This is a genomic window from Paraburkholderia solitsugae, assembly GCF_013177695.1.
In the GTDB taxonomy this organism is placed as follows: domain Bacteria; phylum Pseudomonadota; class Gammaproteobacteria; order Burkholderiales; family Burkholderiaceae; genus Paraburkholderia; species Paraburkholderia solitsugae.
Genome location: NZ_WOEY01000020.1, coordinates 14,334 through 38,263, shown reverse-complemented (window position 1 = coordinate 38,263; position 23,930 = coordinate 14,334). Strand labels below are relative to the sequence as shown.

The following is a 23,930-nucleotide window of genomic DNA, read 5'->3' as shown; positions in this document are numbered from 1 at the left end:
GAGCGTGTTGCGCGCTCAGTCGCGGAAGTTGTTGAAGTCGAGCGGGGTATCGGTCACGTCCTTGCGCAGCATCGCGATCACGCTTTGCAGATCGTCGCGCTTGCCGCCGGTGATGCGCACCGCGTCGCCCTGAATGCTTGCCTGGACCTTGATCTTGCTGTCCTTCACGAGGCGCACGATTTTCTTCGACAGATCGCCGGACACGCCTTTCTTGATCTTGATGACCTGCTTGACCTTGTCGCCGCCGATCTTCTCGATCTTGCCGTAGTCGAGAAAGCGCACGTCCACATTGCGCTTGGCCATTTTCGACAGCAGGACGTCTTTGACCTGTCCGAGCTTGAAGTCGTCGTCGGCGTAGGCGGTGATTTCGCTTTCCTTGTGCTCGACGCGCGCGTCTGACCCTTTGAAGTCGAAGCGGGTTGAAATTTCCTTGTTGGACTGCTCGATCGCGTTCTTGACTTCGATCATGTCTGCTTCGCAGACGACGTCAAACGATGGCATTGTTTTCTCCCAATAGTGCTGCGGTGCGTGGCGCGGCCGGTCGGCTGCTCACGGGGCACTCGCTATAATCACGAACCGGACGTCATTTTACCGACGCCACTCCCTTTTGCCTAAGGCTGCCGCGCATTGTCGGGGGGCCGGGGCCAGATGCCGATTCGTTCGTTGTTCCATTCTTCTCATTCTGATGTCCCAATCCAACTCCGTCACGTTCATTGCCGGCTATCCGCTCAAGGCGCATAACACCTTCGGTTTCGATGTTCGCGCGCAGTTTGCGTGCCGGATCGAGCGCGAGGCGCAACTGATGACTGCGGTGCGCGATCCGCGTGCCGCCGGCTTGCCGCGACTGGTGCTGGGCGGCGGCAGCAATGTCGTGCTGACAGGGGACTTCGCCGGACTGGTGCTGCTGGTGGCGCTACAAGGCCGCCGCATTGTGCGCGAGGACGATGACGCATGGTACGTCGAGGCGGCAGCCGGCGAGCCGTGGCATGACTTTGTCGCATGGACTTTGGCGCAAGGGCTGCCTGGGCTGGAGAACCTCGCGTTGATTCCGGGCACGGTGGGCGCGGCGCCGATTCAGAACATCGGCGCGTATGGGCTGGAGATGTGCGAGCGGTTTGCGTCGTTGCGGGCGGTCGAGCTGGAAACGGGCGCCGTGGTTGAACTCGATGCCGGCGCTTGCCGATTCGGCTACCGCGACAGTTTCTTCAAGCGGGAAGGGCGTGACCGTTTTGTGATTACGTCGGTCACTTTCCGCTTGCCGAAGGTTTGGCAGCCGCGGGCTGGTTATGCGGATCTTGCGCGTGAGTTGGCGGCGAGTGGACACGCCGATGCGCCGCCGAGCGCGCAGGCGATTTTCGACGCGGTGGTCGCGGTGCGGCGCGCCAAGCTGCCTGATCCGCTTCGGCTCGGTAACGCGGGGAGTTTCTTCAAGAATCCGGTTGTGGAGGCGACGCAGTTCGACGCGCTGAAGGTTAAGGAGCCCGAGGTCGTGTCTTACCTTCAACCGGACGGCCGGGTAAAGCTTGCGGCGGGCTGGTTGATCGACCGATGTGGCTGGAAAGGCCGCGCGATGGGTGCCGCGGCCGTGCATGAGCGGCAGGCACTCGTGCTGGTGAATCGCGGTGGAGCAAGCGGCGCGGAGGTGTTGGCGCTCGCGAAGGCGGTTCAGCAGGATGTGCTGGTGCGGTTTGGGGTGGAGTTGGAGGCTGAACCGGTTTGCCTGTGACCGCGTAAGTGGTTTGCAACAATGAAAAAAGGCGCCGGGAGTTTCCTCCCGGCGCCTTTTTCGCGTCTGCGCTTCAGTTTCAGCTACGCTGACTTGGCATTTTGGCTCCGGCCGCACCTTGCGGCGCTTAACTTCGCTTGCGCGAAGTTAGCCTTCACCGAAACGCACGTCCTCAGCTCCGCTGACGACGTGCGTTTTCAGCAATCCGCATACGCAGCGCGTTCAGCTTGATGAACCCGCCAGCGTCGGCCTGGTTGTATGCACCGCCGTCGTCGTCGAACGTGGCGATGGTCTTGTCGAACAGCGTTTCCTTCGAATCGCGCGCGACAACCGAGACGCTGCCCTTGTACAGCTTCACACGCACCCAGCCGTTGACCTTCTCTTGCGTGTGGTCGATCAGCACCTGGATTGCACGGCGCTCCGGGCTCCACCAGTAGCCGTTATAAATCAGCGCGGCGTAACGCGCCATCAGGTCGTCTTTCAGGTGGGCCACTTCGCGGTCGAGCGTAATCGACTCGATGCCACGGTGCGCCTTCAGCATGATCGTGCCGCCCGGCGTTTCATAGCAGCCGCGCGACTTCATGCCGACGTAACGGTTTTCAACCAGATCCAGACGGCCGATACCGTGCTTGCCGCCCAAACGGTTCAGTTCAGTCAGCATTTCCGCTGCCGACAGACGCTTGCCGTTGATCGCCACCGGGTCGCCGTGTTCGTATTCGATGTCGAGGTACTCAGCCTGGTCGGGCGCCTGTTCCGGCGACACCGTCCAGCGCCACATATCGGCTTCGGCTTCGGCCTTCGGGTCTTCCAGGTGACGGCCTTCGAACGAGATGTGCAGCAGGTTCGCGTCCATCGAATACGGCGCGCCACCTTGCTTGTGCTTCATTTCGATCGGAATGCCGGCTTTTTCGGCGTACGCGAGCAGCTTTTCGCGCGACAGCAGATCCCATTCGCGCCACGGTGCGATCACCTTGATGCCCGGTTCCAGCGCGTAGTAACCGAGTTCGAAGCGAACCTGGTCGTTGCCCTTGCCGGTTGCGCCGTGCGAGACCGCTTGCGCGCCGGTTGCGCGAGCGATTTCGATCTGACGCTTGGCGATCAGCGGACGCGCGATCGACGTGCCCAGCAGGTATTCGCCTTCATAGATCGTGTTGGCGCGGAACATCGGGAACACGTAGTCGCGCACGAATTCTTCGCGCAGGTCTTCGATGAAGATGTTGTCCTGCTTGATGCCGAGTTGCAGGGCTTTTTTGCGCGCCGGTTCCAGCTCTTCGCCCTGGCCGATGTCGGCCGTAAACGTGACGACTTCGGCGTCGTAGTTGTCCTGCAACCACTTCAGGATGACGGAGGTGTCGAGGCCGCCCGAATAGGCGAGCACGACTTTCTTGATATCGCTCATGGTGAACTCGTAGCTGGAGAAAGCTGGAAAACAAGGCGCACCGGCGGTTCCGGAGCGCGGAAAACCACTATTTTGACACTAAACCGCCGCTTGCCCGCGTTTTTGGGACAGTGCGGTGGGTGAGCCGGGTCCGCTTATAACCGTGGACGCCGGCTCGATGCGTGGCGCTAACGTGGTGCCTTGCCTCGTATTCAAGGCCCCGTCGCGTTTCACGCAGGTGTTGCGTAGCCGTTCGCTCAGTGATTGAGCTTGCCGAGCAGCAGATATTCCATCAACGCTTTTTGCACGTGCAGACGATTTTCCGCTTCGTCCCACACGACGCTTTGCGGGCCGTCGATCACTTCCGCGCTGACTTCCTCGCCGCGGTGGGCGGGCAGGCAGTGCATGAACAGGGCATCAGAATTGGCGCAGGCCATCATGTCAGCGTCTACGCACCAGTCTGCAAAGGCTTTCTTGCGTGCTTCGTTTTCCGCTTCGAAGCCCATGCTGGTCCACACATCCGTGGTAACCAGATCGGCGCCCGCGCAGGCTTCGTTCGGATCGTCGAATTCCTGATAGAACGGTGCGCTTTCCGCGGCGACCATGGCGGGGTCGAGCTTGTAGCCGGGTGGCGTGGACAGGCGCAGCTTGAAGCCGAGAATCTGGGCGGCTTCGATCCACGTGTACAGCATGTTGTTCGCGTCACCGACCCACGCCACCGTCTTGTCGCGAATCGGACCGCGATGCTCGAAGTACGTGAAGATGTCCGCCAGCACCTGGCACGGGTGATATTCGTTGGTCAGCCCGTTGATCACCGGCACGCGCGAATTCTCGGCGAAGCGCTGAAGGATGTCCTGGCCGAACGTGCGGATCATGATGATGTCGACCATGCGCGAGATCACTTGCGCTGCGTCTTCGATCGGTTCGCCGCGGCCGAGCTGCGTGTCGCGCGTGCTCATGAAAACGGCGTGGCCGCCCAGCTGGAAGATGCCGGCTTCGAACGACAGGCGCGTGCGCGTCGAGTTTTTCTCGAAGATCATCGCCAGCGTGCGGTCGTGCAGCGGGTGGTAGGTCTCGTAGTTCTTGAATTTGCGTTTCAGAATGCGCGCGCGTTCCAGTACGTACTCGTAGTCTTCCAGCGAGAAATCCTTGAACTGCAGGTAGTGGCGAATTTTCTTGGCGGTCATGAAACAAATACGGCGGTCTCACCCGGCAGGATTGCCGGACGGCGCCGCCGTCGTTTGTGGTAACTCAATGCAGCATAAAGGATTTTGCCTGGTTTGACGAGTCGGCCAAAAGGCTGGCCAAGCTGTCTGAAAGCCTTTCGCAACCCTCAAACGAGGCTTGTGTGCGCTGCGGAAAAAGGTCCGCTGCGCTATAATCTGCCGGTTATCCCTAAGCCCAGCAGGCCGGTATTGAGCTTGCGGGACACGGCTCGCGCGCTCCGGAAAGTTTCCTCGCGGTGCGCCGTCATGATGAGCGCCGAGGCGGCTTGTCCGGCCCTTTCTGGCGGCGCAGTTCGCCATTCAGGCGTGGTCGACGTGTTCAGGCATCCCAAAGCCGCTTTGCAGTCAGCTTTGCCGTCATCCCGCTGGGCAGTCACACAGGTATTCCTACATGGCCGAAGCAGCTCCAACCGAATATTTCATTCAGGGCATCACGTCGAACGGGAAAAAATTTCGGCCGAGCGACTGGTCGGAGCGGCTCGCAGGCGTGATGTCATGTTTCGGGCCCAGGGCGGGCGGCAGGGGGCCGAACGCTTATCTGCAGTACTCGTTGTACGTCCGGCCCACCTTGATCGGCGACCTCAAATGCGTGATTCTCGATTCGCGCTTGCGCGACATCGAGCCGATGGCCTTCGACTTCGTCCTGAACTTCGCGAAAGACAATGACCTCCTTGTGACCGAGGCGTGCGAATTGGAACTTGAGCATGCTACGCCGCAAGAAAAAAAGCACGTGCTGTAGCGCAAGCCAGTCAGAGTTGGATCGGCAAAAAGTAAAAAACCCGCAAGCAGCGGGTTTTTTTATGGCTGAGGCGAGGCCTCGGTCGGCATTCCGCCAATGACAAGCGCGACGCGACAAGTCGCGCGGTACGGTGCGGATCAGCCAGTTCCAAGCAAAAAAGCCCGCCGAAGCGAGCCTTTCTGTTGCAGCGGAAACAGGAGGTAGCCCACCGAAGCGGGCTGACCGAATTTACTGCGCTGCGGGCGCTTGCAGACCCTTGAGGGCTGCAGCGAGACGGCTCTTGTTGCGAGCTGCCTTGTTCTTGTGAACGATTTTCTTGTCGGCGATGATGTCGATGGTCTTCGACGATGCCTGGAAGATCTCAACGGCCTTAGCCTTGTCGCCGGCTTCGATTGCCTTGCGGACAGCCTTGATAGCCGTGCGGAACTTCGAGCGCAGTGCCGAGTTGTGCGAGTTAGCCTTGGCGGCCTGGCGGGCGCGCTTGCGTGCTTGTGCGGTGTTAGCCATGACGGTTCCTTATCCTGTTCCTGTTTCCAGTACCTGACCTTCAAGTGGTAGGTGCTGCTTTTAGATCGAACTCTTGGAAGCGATTGCCCAAGAGCGCAAAAAGTGTCGAAAAAATCGATCGGCCTACGCGAAGGCGGGCCCGTGTTCCGGTGTTTTTCGAGGCTGGTTGGCGCGCCGATACAGCTTGCGTGCCGCTTGAGCGATGCTCGCGCCCGGCTTGCGCCCGCTTACTGCGGCGTGCCCGAATCTGTGCCCGATTCTCATCCGGAAGCCATCCGAAAACCCGTCCGAAAATTGAGCGAGCTTCGAAACCGGCGATTATAGCAACAAAATCAGGCACGTGGCAACGGGGAATCGCCAATCCTGATAGGGCGGGCTGCCGCGCATCGCGCTGGATTCTGTCGGTTTCAGCGGTTCGCGAGTGTCTCGGTGCCGTCGCGACGGGTGAGTGGCCGAGGAGCGTGCGGCTCGCGGAGCCCAGGGCAAGCAACAAAAAACGGCCTGATCCGCCCATTCGACCGAACGTCTGCGCGACAAATCGGTCCGATTCGCGTTCCGGCTCGTCGTCCGCACCTGCGGCACCCGTATAATAAGCGCCCCATGAATCTATTCCGAGCCCTGCTGACGGTCAGCGGCTTCACGCTGCTGTCGCGCGTGACCGGACTGGCCCGCGAAACGCTGATCGCCCGCGCGTTCGGTGCCAGTCAATATACTGACGCGTTCTACGTCGCCTTCCGCATTCCGAACCTGCTGCGCCGCATCTCCGCCGAGGGGGCGTTCTCGCAGGCCTTCGTGCCGATCCTCGCCGAGTTCAAGAACCAGCAAGGACACGACGCCACCAAGGCGCTCGTCGACGCCACGTCGACCGTGCTTGCCTGGGCGCTCGCGATTCTCTCGCTGATCGGCGTGGTGGGGGCGTCGGGCGTGGTGTTCATTGTCGCGTCAGGGCTCGCGCATGAAGGCCAGGCGTACGCGCTCGCGGTCACGATGACGCGCATCATGTTCCCGTACATCATTTTCATCTCGCTGACGTCGCTGGCGTCCGGCGTGCTGAATACGTACAAGAACTTTTCGCTGCCTGCGTTCGCGCCGGTGCTGCTGAATGTCGCCTTCATCGCCGCGGCGGTGTTTGTCGCGCCGCGCCTGCAAACGCCGGTTTATGCGCTCGCGTGGGCGGTGATCGCCGGCGGTGTGCTGCAATTCATCGTGCAACTGCCGGGTCTGAAGAAGATCGACATGCTGCCGCGCATCGGCCTGAATCCGCTGAAGGCGCTCGCGCACCGCGGCGTGAAGCGGGTGCTGTCGAAGATGGTGCCGGCGATGTTCGCCGTGTCAGTCGCGCAGATCAGCCTGATCATCAACACCAATATTGCGTCGCGCATCGGTCCGGGCGCCGTCTCCTGGATCAACTACGCCGACCGGCTGATGGAGTTTCCGACCGCGCTGCTCGGCGTCGCGCTCGGCACGATCCTGCTGCCGAGCCTGTCGAAGGCGCACGTCGACGCCGACCCGCACGAGTATTCGTCGCTGCTCGACTGGGGTTTGCGCGTCACCTTCCTGCTGGCCGCGCCGAGCGCCGTCGCGCTGTTTTTCTTCGCCCAGCCGCTCACCGCGACGCTGTTTCACTACGGCAAGTTCGACGGCAACTCGGTGGTCATGGTTGGCCGTGCGCTGTCGGCCTACGGCATCGGCCTGATCGGTCTGATTCTCATCAAGATCCTCGCGCCCGGTTTTTACGCGAAGCAGGACATCAAGACGCCGGTGAAGATCGGCGTCGGCGTGCTGATCGTCACGCAGTTGAGCAACTACCTGTTCGTGCCGATTTTCGCGCATGCGGGCCTCACGCTGAGCGTCGGGCTTGGCGCTTGCGTCAATGCGCTGTTCCTGTTCCTCGGCCTGCGCAAGCGCGGCATCTACATGCCGTCGAAGGGCTGGCTGAAGTTCTTTGTGCAGTTGCTCGGCGCCTGCCTGGTGCTGGCCGGCACGATGCATTGGCTTGCGATCAGCTTCGACTGGATCGGTATGCATAGCCGGCCGGTCGACCGCATCGTGTTGTTGGGGGCGTGCCTCGTTCTGTTTGCCGCGCTATATTTCGGTATGCTTTGGCTGATGGGCTTCAAGTACGCGTATTTCAAAAGGCGAGTGAAGTGATCACGATGACGCGAGTTCTCGACTATTTCAGCACGCTGGTTGCCGAAGATGACAGCCTGCCGCTGACCGAGGCGGCGCTCTCGCTCGCGCAGGACGCTTATCCCGATCTCGATTTGCAAGGCACGCTGGCCGAGATCGACGAGTTGGTCGTGCGTTTGCAGCGCCGCATGCCGGACGATGCCGACATCAGGCAGAAGGTCGGCATTCTGAACCGGTTCTTCTTCCGTGAACTGGGTTTCGCCAGCAACCTCAACGATTATTACGATCCCGACAACAGCCATCTGAATGTGGTGCTCAAGCGGCGCCGCGGCATTCCGATTTCGCTGGCGGTGCTGTATCTGGAGATGGCCGAGCAGATCGGCATTCCGGCGCGCGGCGTGTCGTTTCCGGGCCACTTCCTGTTGCGCGTCACGACGCCGGATGGCGACGTCATGCTCGATCCGACCAGCGGGCATTCGTTGTCTGAATCGCAGATGGTGGACATGCTGGAGCCGTATGTGGCGTCGGCGGGCGAGTCGGTCAGCAGGGCGCTGCGCATGTTGCTGCAACCGGCCACGCGCCGCGAGATCATCGCTCGCATGCTGCGCAATCTGAAGTCCACTTATCTTCAGACGGAACGCTGGCAGCGTCTGCTGGCGGTGCAGCAGCGTCTCGTGATTTTGCTGCCCGACAGTATCGAAGAAGTGCGCGATCGCGGTTTCGCCTATGCGCGGCTCGATTATCTGCGCCCGGCGCTCGAGGATCTCGAACGATATCTCGGTGACCGGCCGGATGCCGAGGACGCGACGGTGGTGGAGTCGCAGTTGCATGAACTGCGTCAACGCACCCAGTACGACGACCGCGACTGAGAGCGCTTCCAGCCTGCCGGTCAAAACAGAACGCCTGCACATGACTCATGCGCAGGCGTTTTTTATTGGCACGGCCGCGTCAAGCGGCGCGCGGGATACATCGTTACTTCGGCTGCATCCGGATCGCGCCGTCGAGACGAATCACTTCGCCGTTGAGCATCGGATTGTCGAAGATCTGCTTAGCCAGCATCGCGTACTCTGCCGGTTTGCCGAGGCGCGGCGGGAACGGCACCATTGCACCGAGCGCGTCCTGCACTTCCTGCGGCATGCCGAGCAGCATCGGCGTTTCGAAGATGCCCGGTGCAATCGTCATGACACGGATCGCGTTGCGCGAGAGGTCGCGTGCGATCGGCAGCGTCATACCGACCACGCCGCTCTTGGACGCAGCATAAGCGGCCTGACCGATCTGGCCGTCAAACGCGGCCACCGATGCCGTGTTGATGATCACGCCACGCTCGCCATTCGCATTCGGCTCGTTCTTCGACATCGCCGCGGCGGCGAGCCGGATCATGTTGAAGGTGCCGATCAGATTGATGGAGATGGTGCGCGCGAACGACTCGAGCGGATGCGGGCCGTCCTTGCCGACCGTCTTGATGGCGGGCGCAACGCCCGCGCAATTGACGAGGCCGCGTAGCGTGCCGAGCTTCGTGGCGGCTTCGACGGCTTGCGTAGCGTCGTCTTCGCGGCTCACGTCGCACTTGACGAACACGCCGCCGAGTTCCTTCGCGAGCGCTTCACCTGCGTCGACATTCAGATCGGCGAGTACCACCTTGCCGCCGTTCTCGACGAAAAGGCGCGCTGTGGCCGCGCCGAGGCCCGATGCACCGCCGGTGATCAGGAATACGTTGTCACGAATCTCCATGTCTTCTCCTTTGCTTCAGTTCAGTAATGTCTAGATCGAATATTTTCTCGATGATCGATTGTAACGGCTGTGCTGCAATGCGGAAAGTGAAGTGGGGCAACGGCGCTATGGGGCGCCTGTCGGAGACCCACAGCGCCGCCAAACTGCTACGGATGGCTAATTAATACGAGTCTTGGCGGACAACGGAGATCGCGGGAACGTGCTCGCCACGCCACGTGGCGAGCAACAAAAAACCCGCCGGAATGGGCGGGTTTTTCGAGCGGCAAACGCAGAGGCGAGATTACTTCAACGCATCGAACGCGCGGTTGCGAATTTCGTCGACCGTGCCGAGGCCCAAAATGCGGCGATATTGGGGCGCCTGCAGCGGGGTCGACGGATCGCCGTTTTGCGCCCAGTTGTTGTAGTACTCGATCAGCGGCTTGGTTTGCGCAACGTACACGTCGAGGCGCTTTTTGACCGTTTCTTCCTTGTCGTCGTCACGCTGGATCAGCGGTTCGCCCGTCACGTCGTCGATACCGTCAACCTTCGGCGGGTTGAACTTGACGTGGTACGTACGGCCCGACGCCGCGTGCGAGCGGCGGCCGCTCATGCGCACGACGATCTCGTCGAACGGCACGTCGATTTCCAGCACGTAGTCGATCGCGACACCCGCCTGCTTCATGGCTTCAGCTTGCGGAATGGTGCGCGGGAAACCGTCGAACAGGTAACCGTTCGCGCAATCCGGCTGCTGCAGGCGTTCCTTCACCAGGTTGATGATCAGCTCGTCCGTGACCAGTTCGCCGGCATCCATGAAGCGCTTGGCTTCAAGGCCAAGCGGCGTGCCTGCCTTAACGGCCGCGCGCAGCATGTCACCGGTGGAAATTTGCGGAATGCCGAACTTTTCCTTGATGAAGGTGGCTTGAGTGCCTTTACCCGCGCCGGGCGCACCCAAAAGGATCAAACGCATGTGATATCTCCAGATCTATGTGAATTCTTTGGCGGCGCTGCAGCCATCCCACGATTCGTCGAGGGACCCGCATCGGCTGCCGTTTCGCGTCTCGCGCAGCACGTCGACAACGACGGCGCTGCAAGACAAATACGGCGCGACCGGGGCAAACCCTGACGCTCGCTCCTAATGGGAGGCGCGCACATCCGTCTGATTATGCCATGGGTTTTTACGCTCAAGCCCTGAATAAAGCCTGCACGCGCGCGAGATCGGCGGGCGTGTCGACGCCGGGCAGCGGCGCATTCTGAGTGACGAGCACCGCGATTCGCTCGCCGTGCCACATCGCACGCAGTTGTTCGAGCGCTTCGACCTGCTCGATCGGCGAGATCGGGAGACTCGGATAGGTGCGCAGGAATTGGGCGCGATACGCGTACAGGCCGATATGCCGATGGACGACTGTGGGGGCCGGTGGCGTGGGCATTGACGCCACGTCGGGCCAATGCGGCTGATACGCGTCGCGTGCCCACGGAATCGGCGCGCGCGAGAAGTACAGCGCGACGCCGCGCGCGTCGAGCACGACCTTGACGACGTTCGGATTGAAAATTTCCGCGGGGTCGGTGATCGGATGTGCGGCGGTGGCGATCGCGCATCCACGGCTCGAAGCCAGGTGCGACGCCACGCCGCACACGAGCGCCGGGTCGATCAGCGGCTCGTCGCCCTGAACGTTCACCACGATCGTGTCGTCGCTCCAGCCGAACTGCGCCGCAACTTCCGCGAGACGGTCGGTGCCCGACGGATGATCGGCGCGCGTCAGCACGGCGTCGAAACCGTGTTCGCGGGCCACCTCCAGCACCGCTTGCGCGTCGGAGGCGATCAGCACCTGCTGCGCGCCCGATTCGCGCGCGCGTTCGGCGACCCGCACCACCATCGGTTTGCCGCCGATGTCGGCGAGCGGCTTGTTGGGCAGACGCGTCGAGGCGAGCCGGGCCGGCACGACGGCGATGAACGGGGGAGTGGTGGCGTTAGCGTTGGTCATCGGAAGGACGGGCGGCGATGAAACCGGAAGAAAGCGCTCGCAAGTGCACCGCGGGCGTTGATGGGAAAGACGGCAAATGCAGCTGGCAAAGGCGGCAATTGCGGATCCGACACGCGGGGGCGCGCAGAACGCGCCCCCGCGTCGGGCAAAGCTGACTCAGGCGACGGAGCCCGGATTCAGATCGACCGGCGTGCCTTCCACGGTCTGACGCGCTTCGTCGACCAGCATCACGGGAATGCCGTCGCGGATCGGATAGGCAACCTTGTCCGCGTTGCAGATCAGTTCCTGTGCAGCACGGTCGTAGCTGAGCGGGCCCTTGCAGATCGGGCAGACGAGAATTTCAAGCAGGCGAGCGTCCACGGACTTTCTCCACAACTAAAGCGATGAGGCGATGATCGAGCGCGGCTTCGACAGGGACTACCCAGATGCGCGCGTCGTGCCAGGACCCTAATTTTACCGCATCCTTTTCGGTTATCAGGATGGCGTCCGCGTCGACGTCCGCAAAAGGATTGCGCTCGAACGCGTAGTGATCCGGCAAGGCGCGGGTGGCGGGCGTGAGACCGGCCGCGCGCAGCGTCGCGAAAAAACGCTCCGGCGCACCGATGCCGGCCGCAGCCAGCACGCGATCGCCGCTGAATTGCGCGAGCGGACGGCGCAGACTTGGGTTGCCGAGATGCCAGGCGTCGGCGGGCGCAAGTTGCAGCGCGAACGTGTTCGGCCAGGGGGGCAGCGTGCGGGCGTACGGGTCGTTGATCAGCGTCGCGTCGCGGTGGCGCGACAGTGGCTCACGCAGCGGGCCGGCCGGCAGCAGAAAACCATTGCCGCCGAGCCGGTGGTCGAACACCACGAGTTCGGCGTCGCGGGCAAGGCGGTAGTGCTGCAAGCCGTCGTCGCTGACGATCACGTCGACTTCGCGATGCGCGGCGCACAGCGCCTGCGCGGCCGCGACGCGATCCGGGCAGACCCACACCGGCGCGCCGGTGCGGCGCGCGATCAGCAGCGGTTCGTCGCCGCCGACGCCCACCGCCGACGTCGCGAGAACCGGCGTCGGTCCTTTGACGCGCGCGCCATAACCACGCGACACCACGCCAGGCTTGAAGCCGGCGGCGCGCAAGGCTTCGACCAGCGCGATGACGGTCGGTGTCTTGCCGGTGCCGCCGACGGTCACGTTGCCGACCACCACCACCGGCACGCCAATGCGCACGGATTTCAGCCAGCCGAACGAGAAGGCGGCGCGACGCGCGGCGGCAATCGCACCGAACACGCATGCGAAGGGCGTGAGAGCCCATGCAAGCCGGCCGCGCTGTTGCCACTCGCGCGCAAGGCGTGCTTCGAGACGGTGTTTCAGTCCGCTCATCGGCAAGCCGCAAGGACGGGCGACAGAGGCCGGGGCGGCGGCGCGGAAGCGCCAGGTGCAATACGCGGTGCAGGCATCAACGCGGTTCTCCGGACAATCGAAAAAAGTGAAGCGAACAGGTGAAGCGGCGGCTGTATGCGGCGCGCTCGCGCAGTGTGCCGCCAATGTGCCCTCATGGCGAGCGTTGCGGGGCGTTCGGCATGCCGTCGAACCCGCCACTCTAGCGCGCGGGCGTCCCGCCCGGCAAGTCGCGCGCCCCGCACGGCGCGGCGCGGCAGCGCTTCCAACGAGTCCCACGGCCTGTGGATAACTTTGTGGAGAACCTGCCAGTCGATGGGCTGAAAGGGCCGCGCGGAGCGCTCCGTATCGGCAATTGTTCTCTTTAATGAGATATAAACAGCATATAAATCAACGACATGCTTCCAATTCTCGCGGCCTGGCGGGGCGGTCTGGCGGCATTCGTCTAAAGGGTTCCGACATGTGGACACTTTTAACAATTCATCTGCTGTACTGGACGCCGATGGCCACTCGGTCTATCGTCTGTCCGGCCAGTCACCGATATTCCTCGCATGAATCCCGAAAGCCCTTTTTCTTCGTCGGCTACGCCCGGCGGTGAAGTTGTCGTCCCCGTTTCCGCGCTCAACCGTGCGATTGGCACGATGCTCGAACGCTCGTTTCCGCTCGTCTGGGTGGCCGGGGAAGTGTCGAACTTCACGCGTGCCGCGAGCGGCCATTGGTATTTCTCGATCAAGGACGCGCAGGCGCAGATGCGCTGCGTGATGTTCCGTGGTCGCGCGCAGTACGCCGAGTTCACGCCGCGCGAAGGCGATCGCATCGAAGTGCGTGCGCTGGTGACGATGTACGAGCCGCGCGGCGAACTGCAACTGAATGTGGAAGCGGTGCGCCGCACGGGGCAGGGGCGTCTTTACGAGGCCTTTCTCAAGCTGAAGGCGCAACTCGAAGCCGAGGGTCTCTTTGCCGCCGAACGCAAACGGGCTTTGCCGGCCCATCCACGCGCGATCGGCATCGTGACATCGCTCCAGGCCGCTGCATTGCGTGACGTCCTGACCACCTTGTCGCGTCGCGCGCCGCACATTCCGGTGATCGTCTATCCGGCACCGGTGCAGGGCGCGGGTGTCAGCGCCAAGCTGGCGGCGATGGTCGATGCCGCCAACGCGCGGCGCGAGGTCGATGTGCTGATCGTGTGTCGCGGCGGCGGCTCGATTGAAGACCTGTGGGCGTTCAACGAAGAAGTGCTGGCGCGCGCGATTGCTGAAAGCGCGATACCGGTGGTGAGCGGCGTGGGTCACGAAACCGATTTCACGATTGCCGACTTCGCCGCCGACGTGCGCGCACCGACGCCCACCGGCGCCGCCGAACTCGTCAGCCCGCAGCGCGTGCTGTTGCTGCGCGAGCTCGATCATCGGCATGCGACGCTTGCACGCGGTTTCGGCCGGATGATGGAGCGGCGCGCCCAACAACTCGACTGGCTCGCGCGCCGGCTCGTGTCGCCGGCTGAGCGGCTTGCGCGGCAGCGCACGCATCTGCAGCAATTGAGCGTGCGGCTGGCATCGGCGGGCGCGCGGCCCGTGCGCGACGCCCGAGCGCGGTTTTCGCTGCTGCAGATGCGCTGGCAGCGCTGGCGCCCTGATCTCGCCGCGCATCAGGCGCAACTCGGCAATCTCTCGCAGCGGCTGGACGCTGCATTGTTACGCCAGCATGAACGTCAGTCAGCGCGAATCGGCACGCTGGCCGCCCGGCTCGAGGTGCTGAGTCCGCAGCGTACGCTGGAGCGTGGTTATGCTGCCGTGCTCGATGCGCAGAGTGGCCGCGCGGTGCGTTCGCCGTCGTCGCTGAAACCGGGGCGGCGCCTCACGGTGCATCTTGCTGAAGGGGCCGCGGACATTGCCCTCGCCGATGTGCAACCGCGTCTGACCGACGGTTTCTGACACTTCGCCGACAGCGCGCCAAGGCGTATTTTTGACCTTCGGATGGGCCGGGCACACCCCGTGCGAATGCACTAATTACGCTATGTGTGCGGCATGTTTGCCGATGCCGGGCATAAAGTCCGTTGGTTTGCGGGGTTATTCCAACTCGCCTACAATCGAGTGTCCAAAAGCGTTATCCGCAGACTCCCCCACAACAGATACAGACACAAGGAAAGCACCATGGAACATACGCTCCCGCCGCTGCCGTTTGCAAAAAACGCACTCGTTCCGAACATGTCGGAAGAGACGCTCGAGTATCACTACGGCAAGCACCATCAGACCTATGTGACCAACCTGAACAATCTGATCAAGGGCACGGAGTTCGAGAACCTGTCGCTCGAAGAGATCGTCAAGAAGGCATCGGGCGGTGTTTTCAATAACGCTGCTCAAGTGTGGAACCACACCTTCTTCTGGAACAGCCTGTCGCCGCAAGGTGGCGGTGCACCGACCGGCGCACTGGCTGACGCGATCAACGCCAAGTGGGGTTCGTTCGAGAAGTTCAAGGAAGAATTCGCCAAGACCGCAGTCGGCACGTTCGGCTCGGGCTGGGCATGGCTGGTGAAGAAGGCTGACGGTTCGCTCGACCTGGTGTCGACGAGCAACGCTGCTACGCCGCTGACCACGGACGCGAAGGCACTGCTGACGATCGACGTGTGGGAACACGCGTACTACATCGACTACCGCAATGCACGTCCGAAGTTCGTTGAAGCGTACTGGAACATCGTCAACTGGGAATTCGCGTCGAAGAACTTCGCGTGAGATTGCTGGTTGCAGTGTGACGATATAGTTCGGAATTCCAACAAAATTGGAAATCCGAACTGATCGCTGCAATGAAGACTGGAACCTGTAGTAAAACGGAAAGCCCTCCTTCGCGGGGGCTTTTTGCTTTTCAGCGTTTGAAGAGTCGAAGAAGCCAGCCGTCGGTTGACGCGTGGTTCTCTGCTGACGCATGCCGCTGCACGCAACCTGTGTCAACGGGTCGTCGCTTCCCAAGTAGTCGTCGCATGAATCATCGGCCACGCAAATACATCAAATCTGAATTCACGATTTCCGTTATTGATCGGATATCCCTAGACTAGGCAAACGTTAATCAGGCTGCTGTTATGTCGATTGAATCACGCTCCGGGGCCGTCGCCACCCGATGACGCAATTCGGGAGCGCGGCCTCGATAGTTCGAACAACAACAAGGAGAGACTGGCATGACTAATCAGAATGCACGCCGCAGTGCGTTGAAGACGTTTGGCCTCGCTGCCGGTACCGCGCTTCTGAGCGCCACCGGGCAGTCGCAAGCGATGGCAGCCGAGGCAGCTTCATTGCTGCCCGGAGGGGCAGGCAATCTGGCCGAATTGACCCGGCGATTGGCCGCCGCCCCAAGGCGGCGTGACTTCAAAACGGTACCCATGATTCTCGAGCGTCCTGACCAATGGGATCATGAGGCGCTATCCACCGTTATTGGGTATCGAGGCAACCCGAAACAGGTTTGGGACAACACCGAGCTTGGCGGACCGTGGCTGAATCTGATGCGCAATTCCCTGAATGCGCAAATCTGGTCGTACAGGCATCCCGACTTCCTCGTGGTATCGGCAACGCATGGGTCGGCCCATTTGTCCTTGTTCGACCAGGCAGCGTGGGACAAGTACGGTCTCGCGAAAATGAGCGGCGACAAATTTGCGGGCAATACGTTGCTCGACAGCAAGCCGGCCGAGGCGATGGGTAATGGCGATCATGAAAGCGCCGAAGGCGCCTTTTCGTCGCACGACAACAGCATTCCTGCACTGTTGAAAAGAGGTGCGGTCTTTCTGTCGTGTCACAACGCCATCTGGGAAGTGGCGGAGAGACTGCTCGCCGCCAATGCGAATCCGGACAAGCTGCCGCTGGACGCGCTGGCAGCCGATCTGACCAACCATGTCATCCCGAGTGCGATCGTCACGCCCGGCGCGGTGGCAACCCTGGTGGAGCTCCAACAGGTCGGCTTTCACTACGCCAGTTAAGGATCAGTCATGGCACTCACTCGCGCTCACAACCCGTTGCATCGGGCTCGACGGTTCTTGCGGCTAACGCTTGCGGTCTCACTGTGCTGCGCTGCTGGGATCGCGTGTGCGTCGCCAGCTTCGACGGCGAGCGACGTTTTTCCACCGTGGCAGCATGGAGAGAATAACGACGCGCTTGATCGGGGACTCGAATTCACCGTCCCGCAGGTCGACGTGCTGGCCGATTTCCACGGCAACCTGTCTTCGCCAAAGCTCGTGCTGTTCGTGGGGGGCAACTATTTCTTCGCGATGGCGCCGCTTGTTGCGCAGTTCGAGAAAGAGAATCCTGAGTATCGCGGACGGATTTTCTGGGAAACTATTCCACCCGGTTTGCTGGTCAAGCAGATGAAGGCCGGCGGCACGATCACGGTCGGCAATATGACGTGGACGGTCAAGCCTGACGCTTATTTTGCCGGCTTGGCGAAAGTTAAGGACCTCATTGCAGACGGCACGCTAACCGGCCCCGCCGTTCCCTACGTGACGAATCAATTGACGATCATGGTTCGTCGCGACAACCCTCAGCACGTCATGTCGCTCAAAGATCTGGCGAGGCCCGAGTTGCGGCTCGCCATGCCCAATCCGGAATTTGAAGGTGTGTCGCGACAGATCAAGGCATCGCTGGTGAAAGCCGGCGGCGACGCGCTCGCCAAGGCGGTCTACGAGGATAAGGTGCAGGCCGGATCGACCGAGCTGACCCAGATACATCACCGGCAAACCGCGCTCTTTCTGATGCAGGATCGCGCCGATGCCGGCGTGGTCTGGAAATCCGAAGCCTTGTTTCAGGAAGAGATCGGGCATCCTCTTACCCATGTCGACATTCCCGACGCTGAAAACACGACCGCGATCTACGCCGGCGCACTGGTCAGCGGTGCACCGCACCCGCAAGCGGCTCGCAAGTGGCTTGCCTTCATTCACTCGGCCGCCGCGTTTCAGATCTTCCAGCGATACGGCTTCGGCAAGTACGAACCGGCGTCGACTTCGACTTCGACTAGTCAATAATGCGCTGTCGCGATTCGACGAGAACAGTCGAACGCGAGCTGGATACCGATGCCTGAGCGAGTGACAACTCGCGATAATTTGAAGGAGACGATGTGGACGAGTCGGTCGTGATAGTGCGGCGCAGATACCTGACCAGGCATCTGGCCATAGCGGGCACGGTGTTGGCGATGTCCAGTGCTCACGCGGATGACCTGAGTACCGGACAAACCATCGCGATGCAGGGCACGGCGAAGGGTGTCGCCGCGTGCATCAGTTGTCATGGCGCGAAGGGCGAAGGCAACGCAGCGGCAGGTTTCCCTCGCCTTGCTGGCGTGAGCGGGCCCTATCTGTCGGCCCAACTAGCGGCATTCGCGGACGGGACGCGCCAGAACCCGATCATGCAACCGATGGCGAAATTGTTGTCCGCACACGAGCGTGATGCTGTTGCGCAGTACTTCGCCGGGCTGCAGCCGCCCCCAGGCATAAAAGCGAGTGACAACGAGTCAGTCCAGCCCTCGGACGTTGGCGCATGGATCGCCACGCGCGGACGCTGGAACGAGGATCTGCCGGCCTGTGTGCAATGTCATGGACCGGGCGGAATCGGTGTGGGCGCTACGTTTCCGCCGCTGGCCGGCCAGCCGGCGTCTTATATAGCGAGCCAGCTGCACGGCTGGCAGAGCGGCACCCGGCCGCCTGGGCCCATGGCGTTGATGCCGGCCATCGCGAGCAAGCTCTCCGACACCGATATCACGGCTGTCGCCGCCTACTACGGCGGGACTGAAGCGCCAGCCGAAGGGGCGTCTGCGAGCAGGAGCAAGCAATGATCGATCGAACCTGGTTGTATCGCGGCGCGCTCACTGGCGTGTTGAGTGCGGTTGCCGGCTTGTGCCTCGCGGCCAGCGTCGATGTGCCGGCGTTGCCCGCTTCTTCCGCGCAAGCCCCTGCGTCGTCAGCGGTAAAGCCGTTCGCGCCCCCGACAGAATCGAGCATGCCGACAGACGGCTTCGGCAAATCGGTCAAACTGGGCGAGCAAATCTTTACGCATACCCAAACGTTCGCCGGGAAGTACGTCGGTAACACCCTGAACTGTGCCAGCTGTCACCTCGATGCGGGTCGCAAGGCGGATTCGAGTCCGCTGTGGGGCGCGTATCCTTTGTATCCGGCTTATCGGAGCAAGAACGGACATGTGAACTCGTTCGCCGAGCGCCTCCAGGGATGCTTCCAATACAGCATGAACGGCAAGGCGCCACCGCTTGGCGATCCGGTGCTTGTGGCCTTGGAGTCGTACGCTTACTGGCTCGCGAAAGGTGCACCTGTTGGCGAAAAACTGCCGGGGCAAGGCTATCCCAAACTTCCTGCGCCCGCGCAAAAAGCGGACTACGCGAGAGGGGGCGCCATCTACGCGCAGCACTGTGCGCTATGTCACGGTGCCGATGGGCAGGGACAGTCGAGCGAGGGGCAAACCGTCTTCCCGCCGCTGTGGGGAGCTCATTCCTTCAATTGGGGGGCCGGAATGGGCGACATTCAGAATGCAGCCGGTTTCATCAAGGCGAATATGCCGCTGGGCCTGGCTGGCACGCTGACGGACCAGCAAGCGTGGGATGTGGCGACGTTTATGGACAGCCATGAACGTCCACAAGATCCTCGCTTTGTGGGTTCAGTTGAAGCGACGCGAGCAAAGTTCCATGACTCGCCGTACTCGATGTACGGTCAAGCTGTTAATGGGCAGGTTTTGGGAGCGTCCGGGTCCCGATGACGTAATGCGTTGCCGCGAGCCGAGCCGCGCCTCGCTCGCGGCAGCGGCGTCGCATTTGCGCGTCAAATGTTTCTCAACCTCTGCCTATTATTACTTACGGGTTACTGAATATTTCTTTCTACTGGCAAGCTTCGTCGGCCTTCCGCATTCCGGGTACGGTCTTACCGAAAGCTTCGGGTTCTGCCATCGAAAGACTCACCGTCGTCATTCTCCTCATCTGAGCACGGCGCGCACCGCGCCGGCTATGAGCAGGGCGCCTGCCATGCTTGCTGAAACCTGGCTTACAACCTCGCACCCAGCAAAGCTTCCACGGTGTTTCGCCGCCGGACTGGAAGCGCGTAACCCCATCACCATACGTTCCACCGGGTGAGGCCTGGTAAACATCGGTAAGGACTGGCTCGCTATTGTTCGCTGGCATTCGTCCCCCTCGCGCAGCCGACGATTCGCCTCGCGCGATGACATCACCAACAGGTGATGCGGACTACGGTCCGGGCCCGAGCGTCTTCGATGAAATAAATAGCAGGCCACCCGCGGGGCACGATGGATACCACTCAGTCTCTGGAACGCGCGACCGCGCACCATCTCGCAGGCGAGTTCGGCCACGCCCGCGAGTTGTACGAACGTGCGCTCGCGATCGCACCCGACGACGCGAACGTGATGTTCCGCCTCGGCGTGCTCGACATGCAAGGGGCGGCGTACGATGCCGCGCTCGACTGGCTCGAAAGGGCGCTGAGGCACGCGCCTGAGAACGCGCGATACCACTTCGTTCGCGGGCAAGTGTTTGCCGCCGCCCAGCGGTTTACCGAAGCAATCGACGCCTATCTGCAAGCACTGTCATTCGAAGCCAATTCCACCGACACGCTGTTCGCATTGGCCGCGGCGCTGCAATCGGTCGGCGAATCCGCTGCTGCGATCGAGACCTATACGTCGCTGCTGGCGCTTGAACCGGCCCACGTCGACGCACTGAATAACCTGGGAAACTGCTACCGGCAACAGGGCGACGTGCATGAGGCGGAAGCCGCGTACCGCCGCGCGATCGCAGCGCAACCCGGTGACGCCAACGCGCTGACGAATCTCGGCACGCTGCTCGAGGCGGCCGGCCGTCTGGACGAAGCCGTGACCTTGCTCGAAGCAGCGGTGCGCGTCGCGCCCGACTCGCCGTGTGGCCTGGTGAATCTTGGCGTCGCGCTCCACCGGCGCGGCGAATTCGAATCAGGCGCTGCGCTGTTGACGCGCGCCCTTGAGATGGACCCTTCTTTCCCCGAAGCCGCTTACAACTTCGCCAATGCGCTGCATGCGCTCGGCAGGCGGCGCGAAGCGGTGAACTACTATCAGCGGGCGATCGAGCAGACGCCGACGCACGCCGACGCATACAACAATCTGGGTATCGTCTATCAGGAATCGGGATCGCGCGAGGACGCCGCGCAAGCATTCAGCGCTGCGATCCGCCTGCGCCCGGGTTTCGTTGCCGCGCTCAACAACGCCGCTACCCTGATGCGCACGCTTGGCCGCATCGCCGAGGCGGAGTCTCATCTGCGCGAGGCGCTCGCTGTCGATCCGCATCACTCGGTCACGCACAACAATCTCGGCAATGTGCTGAAAGACCAGGGGCGCCTCGAAGACGGCATCGACGCTTATCGCCGCGCGCTCACTTGCGATCCGGAGAACGTCGTCGCGCACAGCAACCTGGCGTATGCGTTGACCTTTCAGGCGGAGCAACCCCAGCCGCTGCTGGACGAATGCCGTCGGTGGTCGGCGCGGCATGAAGCGCCTTATAGCGGCACACGTAAGCCGTATTCGAACGATGCGACACCTGCCCGCCGTTTGCGCATCGGCTACGTGTCACCCGACTTTCGCGAACACTGTCAGACGCTGTTCACGCTGCCGCTGCTGTCGCATCACGATCACGAACAGTTCGAAGTCTTCTGTTATGCGAGCGTCACCCGGCCGGACGGTTTGACGCAGCGCGTGGTCAGTCATGCCGACGTATGGCGCGACGTGCGTGAACTCAGCGACGAGCGGCTTGCGCAGAGGATCCGCGACGACCGCATCGACATTCTCATCGATCTGACCATGCACATGGCCGATGGCCGTCCGCTGCTGTTCGCGCGCAAGCCCGCGCCGGTGCAGATTGCGTGGCTGGCCTATCCAGGGACGACCGGCATTGACGCGATCGATTACCGGTTGACCGACCCATGGCTCGACCCCGCCGGCACCGACGCGCAGTACAGCGAACAGTCGATTCGCCTGCCGGATTCATTCTGGTGCTATGACCCGTTGACCGATACGCCGGAGGTCAACGCGTTGCCCGCGCTGTCGAACGGATATCCGACGTTCGGTTGCCTGAACAACCCGTGCAAGCTGAGCGACGCAACGTTCAAACTATGGGGTGGCGTGATGCGCGAGGTGGCGGACGCCCGGCTCCTGCTGATGGCCCCGGACGGCGCGGCCCGTGCGAGTCTGATCGAGCGGCTCGGGCAACAGGGGATCGGCGCCGAGCGGGTCTCCTTTACCCCGTTCCAGCCGCGCGCGGACTATCTGCGCACGTATCACCAGATCGATGCCGGGCTCGATACGTTTCCGTACAACGGCCATACGACGAGTCTCGACTCGTACTGGATGGGTGTGCCGGTCATCACGCGGGTCGGCGACACGTCGGTGGGACGCGCGGGGCTGAGCCAGTTGGAGAACCTGGGCTTGCGCGAACTCGCGGCGGACAGCGACGCACAGTTTGTCGAGACGGCGGTCCAGTTGGTGCGCGACCTGCCACGGCTGAGCGAGATGCGTGGGAGCCTGCGGGCACGGCTCGCTGCCTCGCCGTTGATGGACGGTGCGCGCTTCGCGCGCCATGTCGAGGCTGTTTATCGCAATGTCTGGCTAGCGTGGTGCGAAGCGGGCTCACGTAGCGCGCCCGTCAGACGCGTCAGCGCTACCCCTGTGCATTGACGCGCGAACCTTCACCCGCCGCACCGCCTGGGCATGCAAGCTTTGTCACAGTTCGTAACTGCGGCGAGGTCGGCGGACCGGCGTTGCGCACGGATTTAGACCCAAGGCGCGCTCACTCACGCGCTCATTCACTGACTCACTTAAGGCTGAGTCGACGCGGCGCCGGTCGTATCGGAATCCGCTGACATCTGCTTATGCCGATGGCCGCGCCCGCCGCCGGTGGACGCAACCGAACTCGCCGGCGCGGGTGGGGGCGGCGGATGATTGATGTACTGGAAATTCTGCGCAATCGAGGCGCTGGGAAATGCCGTTGTCGAAGGGTGGATCAGAACACTGCTCGGGACGGTCGTATCCGACTGCGCGAAAACAGGCGATATGCAGGCAGCAGAAGCCGCCGCCACTGCGAAAACAAGCCGGTTCATCGAGTCATCCTCTGTTTCTTTGACGGGTGCGGCCCGAGCCGATGGGTGAGCGCAGGTCCGGTCGAGTTGCCGTGCGACGTGAGGCCGGGCCCTTTTTTGGCAACCCGATCGCGTGGCGTTGGAGGCAATCAGTTTAGGACGCGAGACGTGAAATCAGATTGCCGCTTCGCTTACAAGCGTTACCCGATATAACGCCGTGGAGCGAGTGATCGAGGCCCTATTCCTGCATTGCGCGGGACAGTGCGCGGCTCATTGCGCAGATGTAAGCGAAAAACTTTCTGTAACGATGTTGTAACCATGAGCGCTGCCGATTGGCCTAACGTTTGAATTCCAATGTCTTTGAAGCGTACGAACATGATCTCCAGCACCAAATCGATAGGCATCGCCATACCGGCTGCCGTCGTCGCGCTCGCGCTCGGCGGTTGCGCGGTGATGCCGCCGAGCGGTCCGAGTGTGGTCGCACTGCCGCGCAGCGGCGAGCCGCTCGGGCAGTTCCAGCAGGACGACTATGCGTGCCGCGACTACGCGAACCGCTCGACGGATCCGAACGGGACCGCCGCGCAAGCGGCAACCACGAACAGCGTGAACAGCGCGGCGCTGGGTACGCTTGGCGGCGCCGCTGTCGGCGCACTGATCGGTGCGGCGGCGGGCAATGCCGGCGCGGGCGCGGCAATCGGCGCGGGCAGCGGGCTGTTGATTGGCGGCGCGAACGGGGCGAATGGCGCGCAGTATTCTGCGGCAGGCCTGCAAGCGCGCTATGACGGTGCCTACGCGCAGTGCATGACCTCGAAAGGCAATACGATCTCGCAACCGCCGCAACCGGCTTACTATGCACCGCAGCCGTACTACTATGCGCCGCCGCCGAGGTACTATGCGCCGCCTCCGGTGATTTACGCGCCTTACCCGTATTACTGAGGTTGATCGGCGGCCTCGCTTCGCCGAAACGAACCGTTGCGGTTTTAGCTCGATCGCGGCGCCGCTGACCGGAAATGGAAAAGCCCCTGTCTGTTACGAGCAGGGGCTTTTTCGTTGCTGCTGGGTTTGTGCTGCCGCGC

At 62.2% G+C, this 23,930-nt stretch carries 22 protein-coding genes; 12 read left to right on the top strand and 10 right to left on the bottom strand.

Annotated elements, in window-relative coordinates; genetic code table 11:
- Nucleotides 1-15: 15 nt before the first annotated feature.
- Nucleotides 16-501, bottom strand: a complete 486-nt coding sequence (locus tag GNZ12_RS05350; protein ID WP_028197943.1) for a YajQ family cyclic di-GMP-binding protein — start codon at nt 499-501, stop codon at nt 16-18.
- 184 nt (nt 502-685) lie between these two features.
- Between GNZ12_RS05350 and murB the strand changes: the two genes are divergently transcribed.
- Nucleotides 686-1,726, top strand: coding sequence for a UDP-N-acetylmuramate dehydrogenase (murB, locus tag GNZ12_RS05345; RefSeq protein WP_172309374.1), 1,041 nt, complete (start codon nt 686-688; stop codon nt 1,724-1,726).
- 172 nt (nt 1,727-1,898) lie between these two features.
- On the opposite strand, the gene GNZ12_RS05340 is transcribed toward murB, so the two are convergent.
- Together GNZ12_RS05340 and argF are read right to left on the bottom strand one after the other, a co-directional pair.
- The gene (locus GNZ12_RS05340) at nt 1,899-3,125 is read right to left on the bottom strand and encodes an argininosuccinate synthase (protein WP_172309373.1); all 1,227 of its coding nucleotides are present in this window, start codon (nt 3,123-3,125) and stop codon (nt 1,899-1,901) included.
- A gap of 236 nt (nt 3,126-3,361) precedes the next feature.
- Complete coding sequence (gene argF, locus GNZ12_RS05335) at nt 3,362-4,291, bottom strand: ornithine carbamoyltransferase (RefSeq protein WP_159004249.1); 930 nt, start codon at nt 4,289-4,291, stop codon at nt 3,362-3,364.
- Nucleotides 4,292-4,721: 430 nt separating this feature from the next.
- Here argF and GNZ12_RS05330 point away from each other — a divergent pair, with 430 nt between their 5' ends.
- Nucleotides 4,722-5,069 carry a DUF3579 domain-containing protein gene (locus tag GNZ12_RS05330; RefSeq protein ID WP_172309372.1) on the top strand — a complete coding sequence of 116 codons (348 nt, stop codon included), beginning with the start codon at nt 4,722-4,724 and terminating at the stop codon, nt 5,067-5,069.
- Nucleotides 5,070-5,297: 228 nt separating this feature from the next.
- Here GNZ12_RS05330 and rpsT read toward each other — a convergent pair whose 3' ends face one another.
- Nucleotides 5,298-5,576 (bottom strand): 30S ribosomal protein S20, encoded by a 279-nt coding sequence (gene rpsT, locus GNZ12_RS05325; RefSeq protein WP_074282377.1) that lies wholly within the window; start codon nt 5,574-5,576, stop codon nt 5,298-5,300.
- Between the two features lie 600 nt (nt 5,577-6,176).
- Here rpsT and murJ point away from each other — a divergent pair.
- Together murJ and GNZ12_RS05315 are read left to right on the top strand one after the other, a co-directional pair.
- Nucleotides 6,177-7,727 carry a murein biosynthesis integral membrane protein MurJ gene (gene murJ, locus GNZ12_RS05320; RefSeq protein WP_172309371.1) on the top strand — a complete coding sequence of 517 codons (1,551 nt, stop codon included), beginning with the start codon at nt 6,177-6,179 and terminating at the stop codon, nt 7,725-7,727.
- A gap of 5 nt (nt 7,728-7,732) precedes the next feature.
- Nucleotides 7,733-8,575, top strand: a complete 843-nt coding sequence (locus tag GNZ12_RS05315; RefSeq protein ID WP_172309370.1) for a SirB1 family protein — start codon at nt 7,733-7,735, stop codon at nt 8,573-8,575.
- Nucleotides 8,576-8,678: 103 nt separating this feature from the next.
- On the opposite strand, the gene GNZ12_RS05310 is transcribed toward GNZ12_RS05315, so the two are convergent.
- The 5 genes from GNZ12_RS05310 to lpxK all read right to left on the bottom strand — a co-directional run bounded on the left by GNZ12_RS05310 (nt 8,679) and on the right by lpxK (nt 12,755).
- Nucleotides 8,679-9,437, bottom strand: a complete 759-nt coding sequence (locus tag GNZ12_RS05310) for a 3-hydroxyacyl-CoA dehydrogenase (protein WP_172309369.1) — start codon at nt 9,435-9,437, stop codon at nt 8,679-8,681.
- 280 nt (nt 9,438-9,717) lie between these two features.
- On the bottom strand, nt 9,718-10,383 hold the full coding sequence (gene adk, locus GNZ12_RS05305) for an adenylate kinase (RefSeq protein WP_172161567.1): 666 nt from the start codon (nt 10,381-10,383) through the stop codon (nt 9,718-9,720).
- A 214-nt stretch (nt 10,384-10,597) separates the two neighbouring features.
- Complete coding sequence (kdsB, locus tag GNZ12_RS05300; RefSeq protein WP_172309368.1) at nt 10,598-11,398, bottom strand: 3-deoxy-manno-octulosonate cytidylyltransferase; 801 nt, start codon at nt 11,396-11,398, stop codon at nt 10,598-10,600.
- A gap of 156 nt (nt 11,399-11,554) precedes the next feature.
- Nucleotides 11,555-11,758 carry a Trm112 family protein gene (locus GNZ12_RS05295; RefSeq protein WP_172309367.1) on the bottom strand — a complete coding sequence of 68 codons (204 nt, stop codon included), beginning with the start codon at nt 11,756-11,758 and terminating at the stop codon, nt 11,555-11,557.
- Nucleotides 11,739-12,755 (bottom strand): tetraacyldisaccharide 4'-kinase, encoded by a 1,017-nt coding sequence (gene lpxK, locus GNZ12_RS05290; protein WP_172309366.1) that lies wholly within the window; start codon nt 12,753-12,755, stop codon nt 11,739-11,741. Before lpxK ends, GNZ12_RS05295 begins: the two co-directional genes overlap by 20 nt.
- A 569-nt stretch (nt 12,756-13,324) precedes the next feature.
- On the opposite strand from lpxK, the gene xseA reads away from it, so the two are divergent.
- The 7 genes from xseA to GNZ12_RS05255 all read left to right on the top strand — a co-directional run bounded on the left by xseA (nt 13,325) and on the right by GNZ12_RS05255 (nt 22,453).
- Nucleotides 13,325-14,704 (top strand): exodeoxyribonuclease VII large subunit, encoded by a 1,380-nt coding sequence (xseA, locus tag GNZ12_RS05285; RefSeq protein ID WP_172309365.1) that lies wholly within the window; start codon nt 13,325-13,327, stop codon nt 14,702-14,704.
- Nucleotides 14,705-14,923: 219 nt separating this feature from the next.
- Nucleotides 14,924-15,502, top strand: coding sequence for a superoxide dismutase [Fe] (gene sodB / locus GNZ12_RS05280; protein WP_172309364.1), 579 nt, complete (start codon nt 14,924-14,926; stop codon nt 15,500-15,502).
- 440 nt (nt 15,503-15,942) lie between these two features.
- Complete coding sequence (gene tetH, locus GNZ12_RS05275; protein ID WP_172309363.1) at nt 15,943-16,734, top strand: thiosulfate dehydrogenase; 792 nt, start codon at nt 15,943-15,945, stop codon at nt 16,732-16,734.
- A gap of 9 nt (nt 16,735-16,743) precedes the next feature.
- Nucleotides 16,744-17,772 carry a substrate-binding domain-containing protein gene (locus tag GNZ12_RS05270; RefSeq protein ID WP_172309362.1) on the top strand — a complete coding sequence of 343 codons (1,029 nt, stop codon included), beginning with the start codon at nt 16,744-16,746 and terminating at the stop codon, nt 17,770-17,772.
- 92 nt (nt 17,773-17,864) lie between these two features.
- On the top strand, nt 17,865-18,575 hold the full coding sequence (locus GNZ12_RS05265) for a c-type cytochrome (protein ID WP_328805953.1): 711 nt from the start codon (nt 17,865-17,867) through the stop codon (nt 18,573-18,575).
- A complete protein-coding gene (locus GNZ12_RS05260) occupies nt 18,572-19,507 on the top strand; it encodes a c-type cytochrome (RefSeq protein WP_172309361.1) in 936 nt (311 codons plus the stop codon). Before GNZ12_RS05265 ends, GNZ12_RS05260 begins: the two co-directional genes overlap by 4 nt.
- Nucleotides 19,508-20,047: 540 nt before the next feature.
- A complete protein-coding gene (locus GNZ12_RS05255) occupies nt 20,048-22,453 on the top strand; it encodes a tetratricopeptide repeat protein (RefSeq protein ID WP_172309360.1) in 2,406 nt (801 codons plus the stop codon).
- A 140-nt stretch (nt 22,454-22,593) separates the two neighbouring features.
- Here the strand turns inward: GNZ12_RS05255 and GNZ12_RS05250 are convergent, their stop codons facing one another.
- Nucleotides 22,594-22,875, bottom strand: coding sequence for a hypothetical protein (locus tag GNZ12_RS05250; RefSeq protein ID WP_172309359.1), 282 nt, complete (start codon nt 22,873-22,875; stop codon nt 22,594-22,596).
- 354 nt (nt 22,876-23,229) lie between these two features.
- On the opposite strand from GNZ12_RS05250, the gene GNZ12_RS05245 reads away from it, so the two are divergent.
- Nucleotides 23,230-23,790 (top strand): glycine zipper family protein, encoded by a 561-nt coding sequence (locus tag GNZ12_RS05245; RefSeq protein WP_172309358.1) that lies wholly within the window; start codon nt 23,230-23,232, stop codon nt 23,788-23,790.
- Nucleotides 23,791-23,930 lie beyond the last annotated feature (140 nt).

Excerpts from the sequence above, each read along its gene's own strand:
- GNZ12_RS05350 (WP_028197943.1), bottom strand. The coding sequence starts at position 501 with ATGCCATCGTTTGACGTCGTCTGCGAAGCAGACATGATCGAAGTCAAG.
- murB (WP_172309374.1), top strand. The coding sequence starts at position 686 with ATGTCCCAATCCAACTCCGTCACGTTCATTGCCGGCTATCCGCTCAAG.
- GNZ12_RS05340 (WP_172309373.1), bottom strand. The coding sequence starts at position 3,125 with ATGAGCGATATCAAGAAAGTCGTGCTCGCCTATTCGGGCGGCCTCGAC.
- argF (WP_159004249.1), bottom strand. The coding sequence starts at position 4,291 with ATGACCGCCAAGAAAATTCGCCACTACCTGCAGTTCAAGGATTTCTCG.
- GNZ12_RS05330 (WP_172309372.1), top strand. The coding sequence starts at position 4,722 with ATGGCCGAAGCAGCTCCAACCGAATATTTCATTCAGGGCATCACGTCG.
- rpsT (WP_074282377.1), bottom strand. The coding sequence starts at position 5,576 with ATGGCTAACACCGCACAAGCACGCAAGCGCGCCCGCCAGGCCGCCAAG.
- murJ (WP_172309371.1), top strand. The coding sequence starts at position 6,177 with ATGAATCTATTCCGAGCCCTGCTGACGGTCAGCGGCTTCACGCTGCTG.
- GNZ12_RS05315 (WP_172309370.1), top strand. The coding sequence starts at position 7,733 with ATGACGCGAGTTCTCGACTATTTCAGCACGCTGGTTGCCGAAGATGAC.
- GNZ12_RS05310 (WP_172309369.1), bottom strand. The coding sequence starts at position 9,437 with ATGGAGATTCGTGACAACGTATTCCTGATCACCGGCGGTGCATCGGGC.
- adk (WP_172161567.1), bottom strand. The coding sequence starts at position 10,383 with ATGCGTTTGATCCTTTTGGGTGCGCCCGGCGCGGGTAAAGGCACTCAA.
- kdsB (WP_172309368.1), bottom strand. The coding sequence starts at position 11,398 with ATGACCAACGCTAACGCCACCACTCCCCCGTTCATCGCCGTCGTGCCG.
- lpxK (WP_172309366.1), bottom strand. The coding sequence starts at position 12,755 with ATGAGCGGACTGAAACACCGTCTCGAAGCACGCCTTGCGCGCGAGTGG.
- xseA (WP_172309365.1), top strand. The coding sequence starts at position 13,325 with ATGAATCCCGAAAGCCCTTTTTCTTCGTCGGCTACGCCCGGCGGTGAA.
- sodB (WP_172309364.1), top strand. The coding sequence starts at position 14,924 with ATGGAACATACGCTCCCGCCGCTGCCGTTTGCAAAAAACGCACTCGTT.
- tetH (WP_172309363.1), top strand. The coding sequence starts at position 15,943 with ATGACTAATCAGAATGCACGCCGCAGTGCGTTGAAGACGTTTGGCCTC.
- GNZ12_RS05270 (WP_172309362.1), top strand. The coding sequence starts at position 16,744 with ATGGCACTCACTCGCGCTCACAACCCGTTGCATCGGGCTCGACGGTTC.
- GNZ12_RS05260 (WP_172309361.1), top strand. The coding sequence starts at position 18,572 with ATGATCGATCGAACCTGGTTGTATCGCGGCGCGCTCACTGGCGTGTTG.
- GNZ12_RS05255 (WP_172309360.1), top strand. The coding sequence starts at position 20,048 with ATGGATACCACTCAGTCTCTGGAACGCGCGACCGCGCACCATCTCGCA.
- GNZ12_RS05250 (WP_172309359.1), bottom strand. The coding sequence starts at position 22,875 with ATGAACCGGCTTGTTTTCGCAGTGGCGGCGGCTTCTGCTGCCTGCATA.
- GNZ12_RS05245 (WP_172309358.1), top strand. The coding sequence starts at position 23,230 with ATGATCTCCAGCACCAAATCGATAGGCATCGCCATACCGGCTGCCGTC.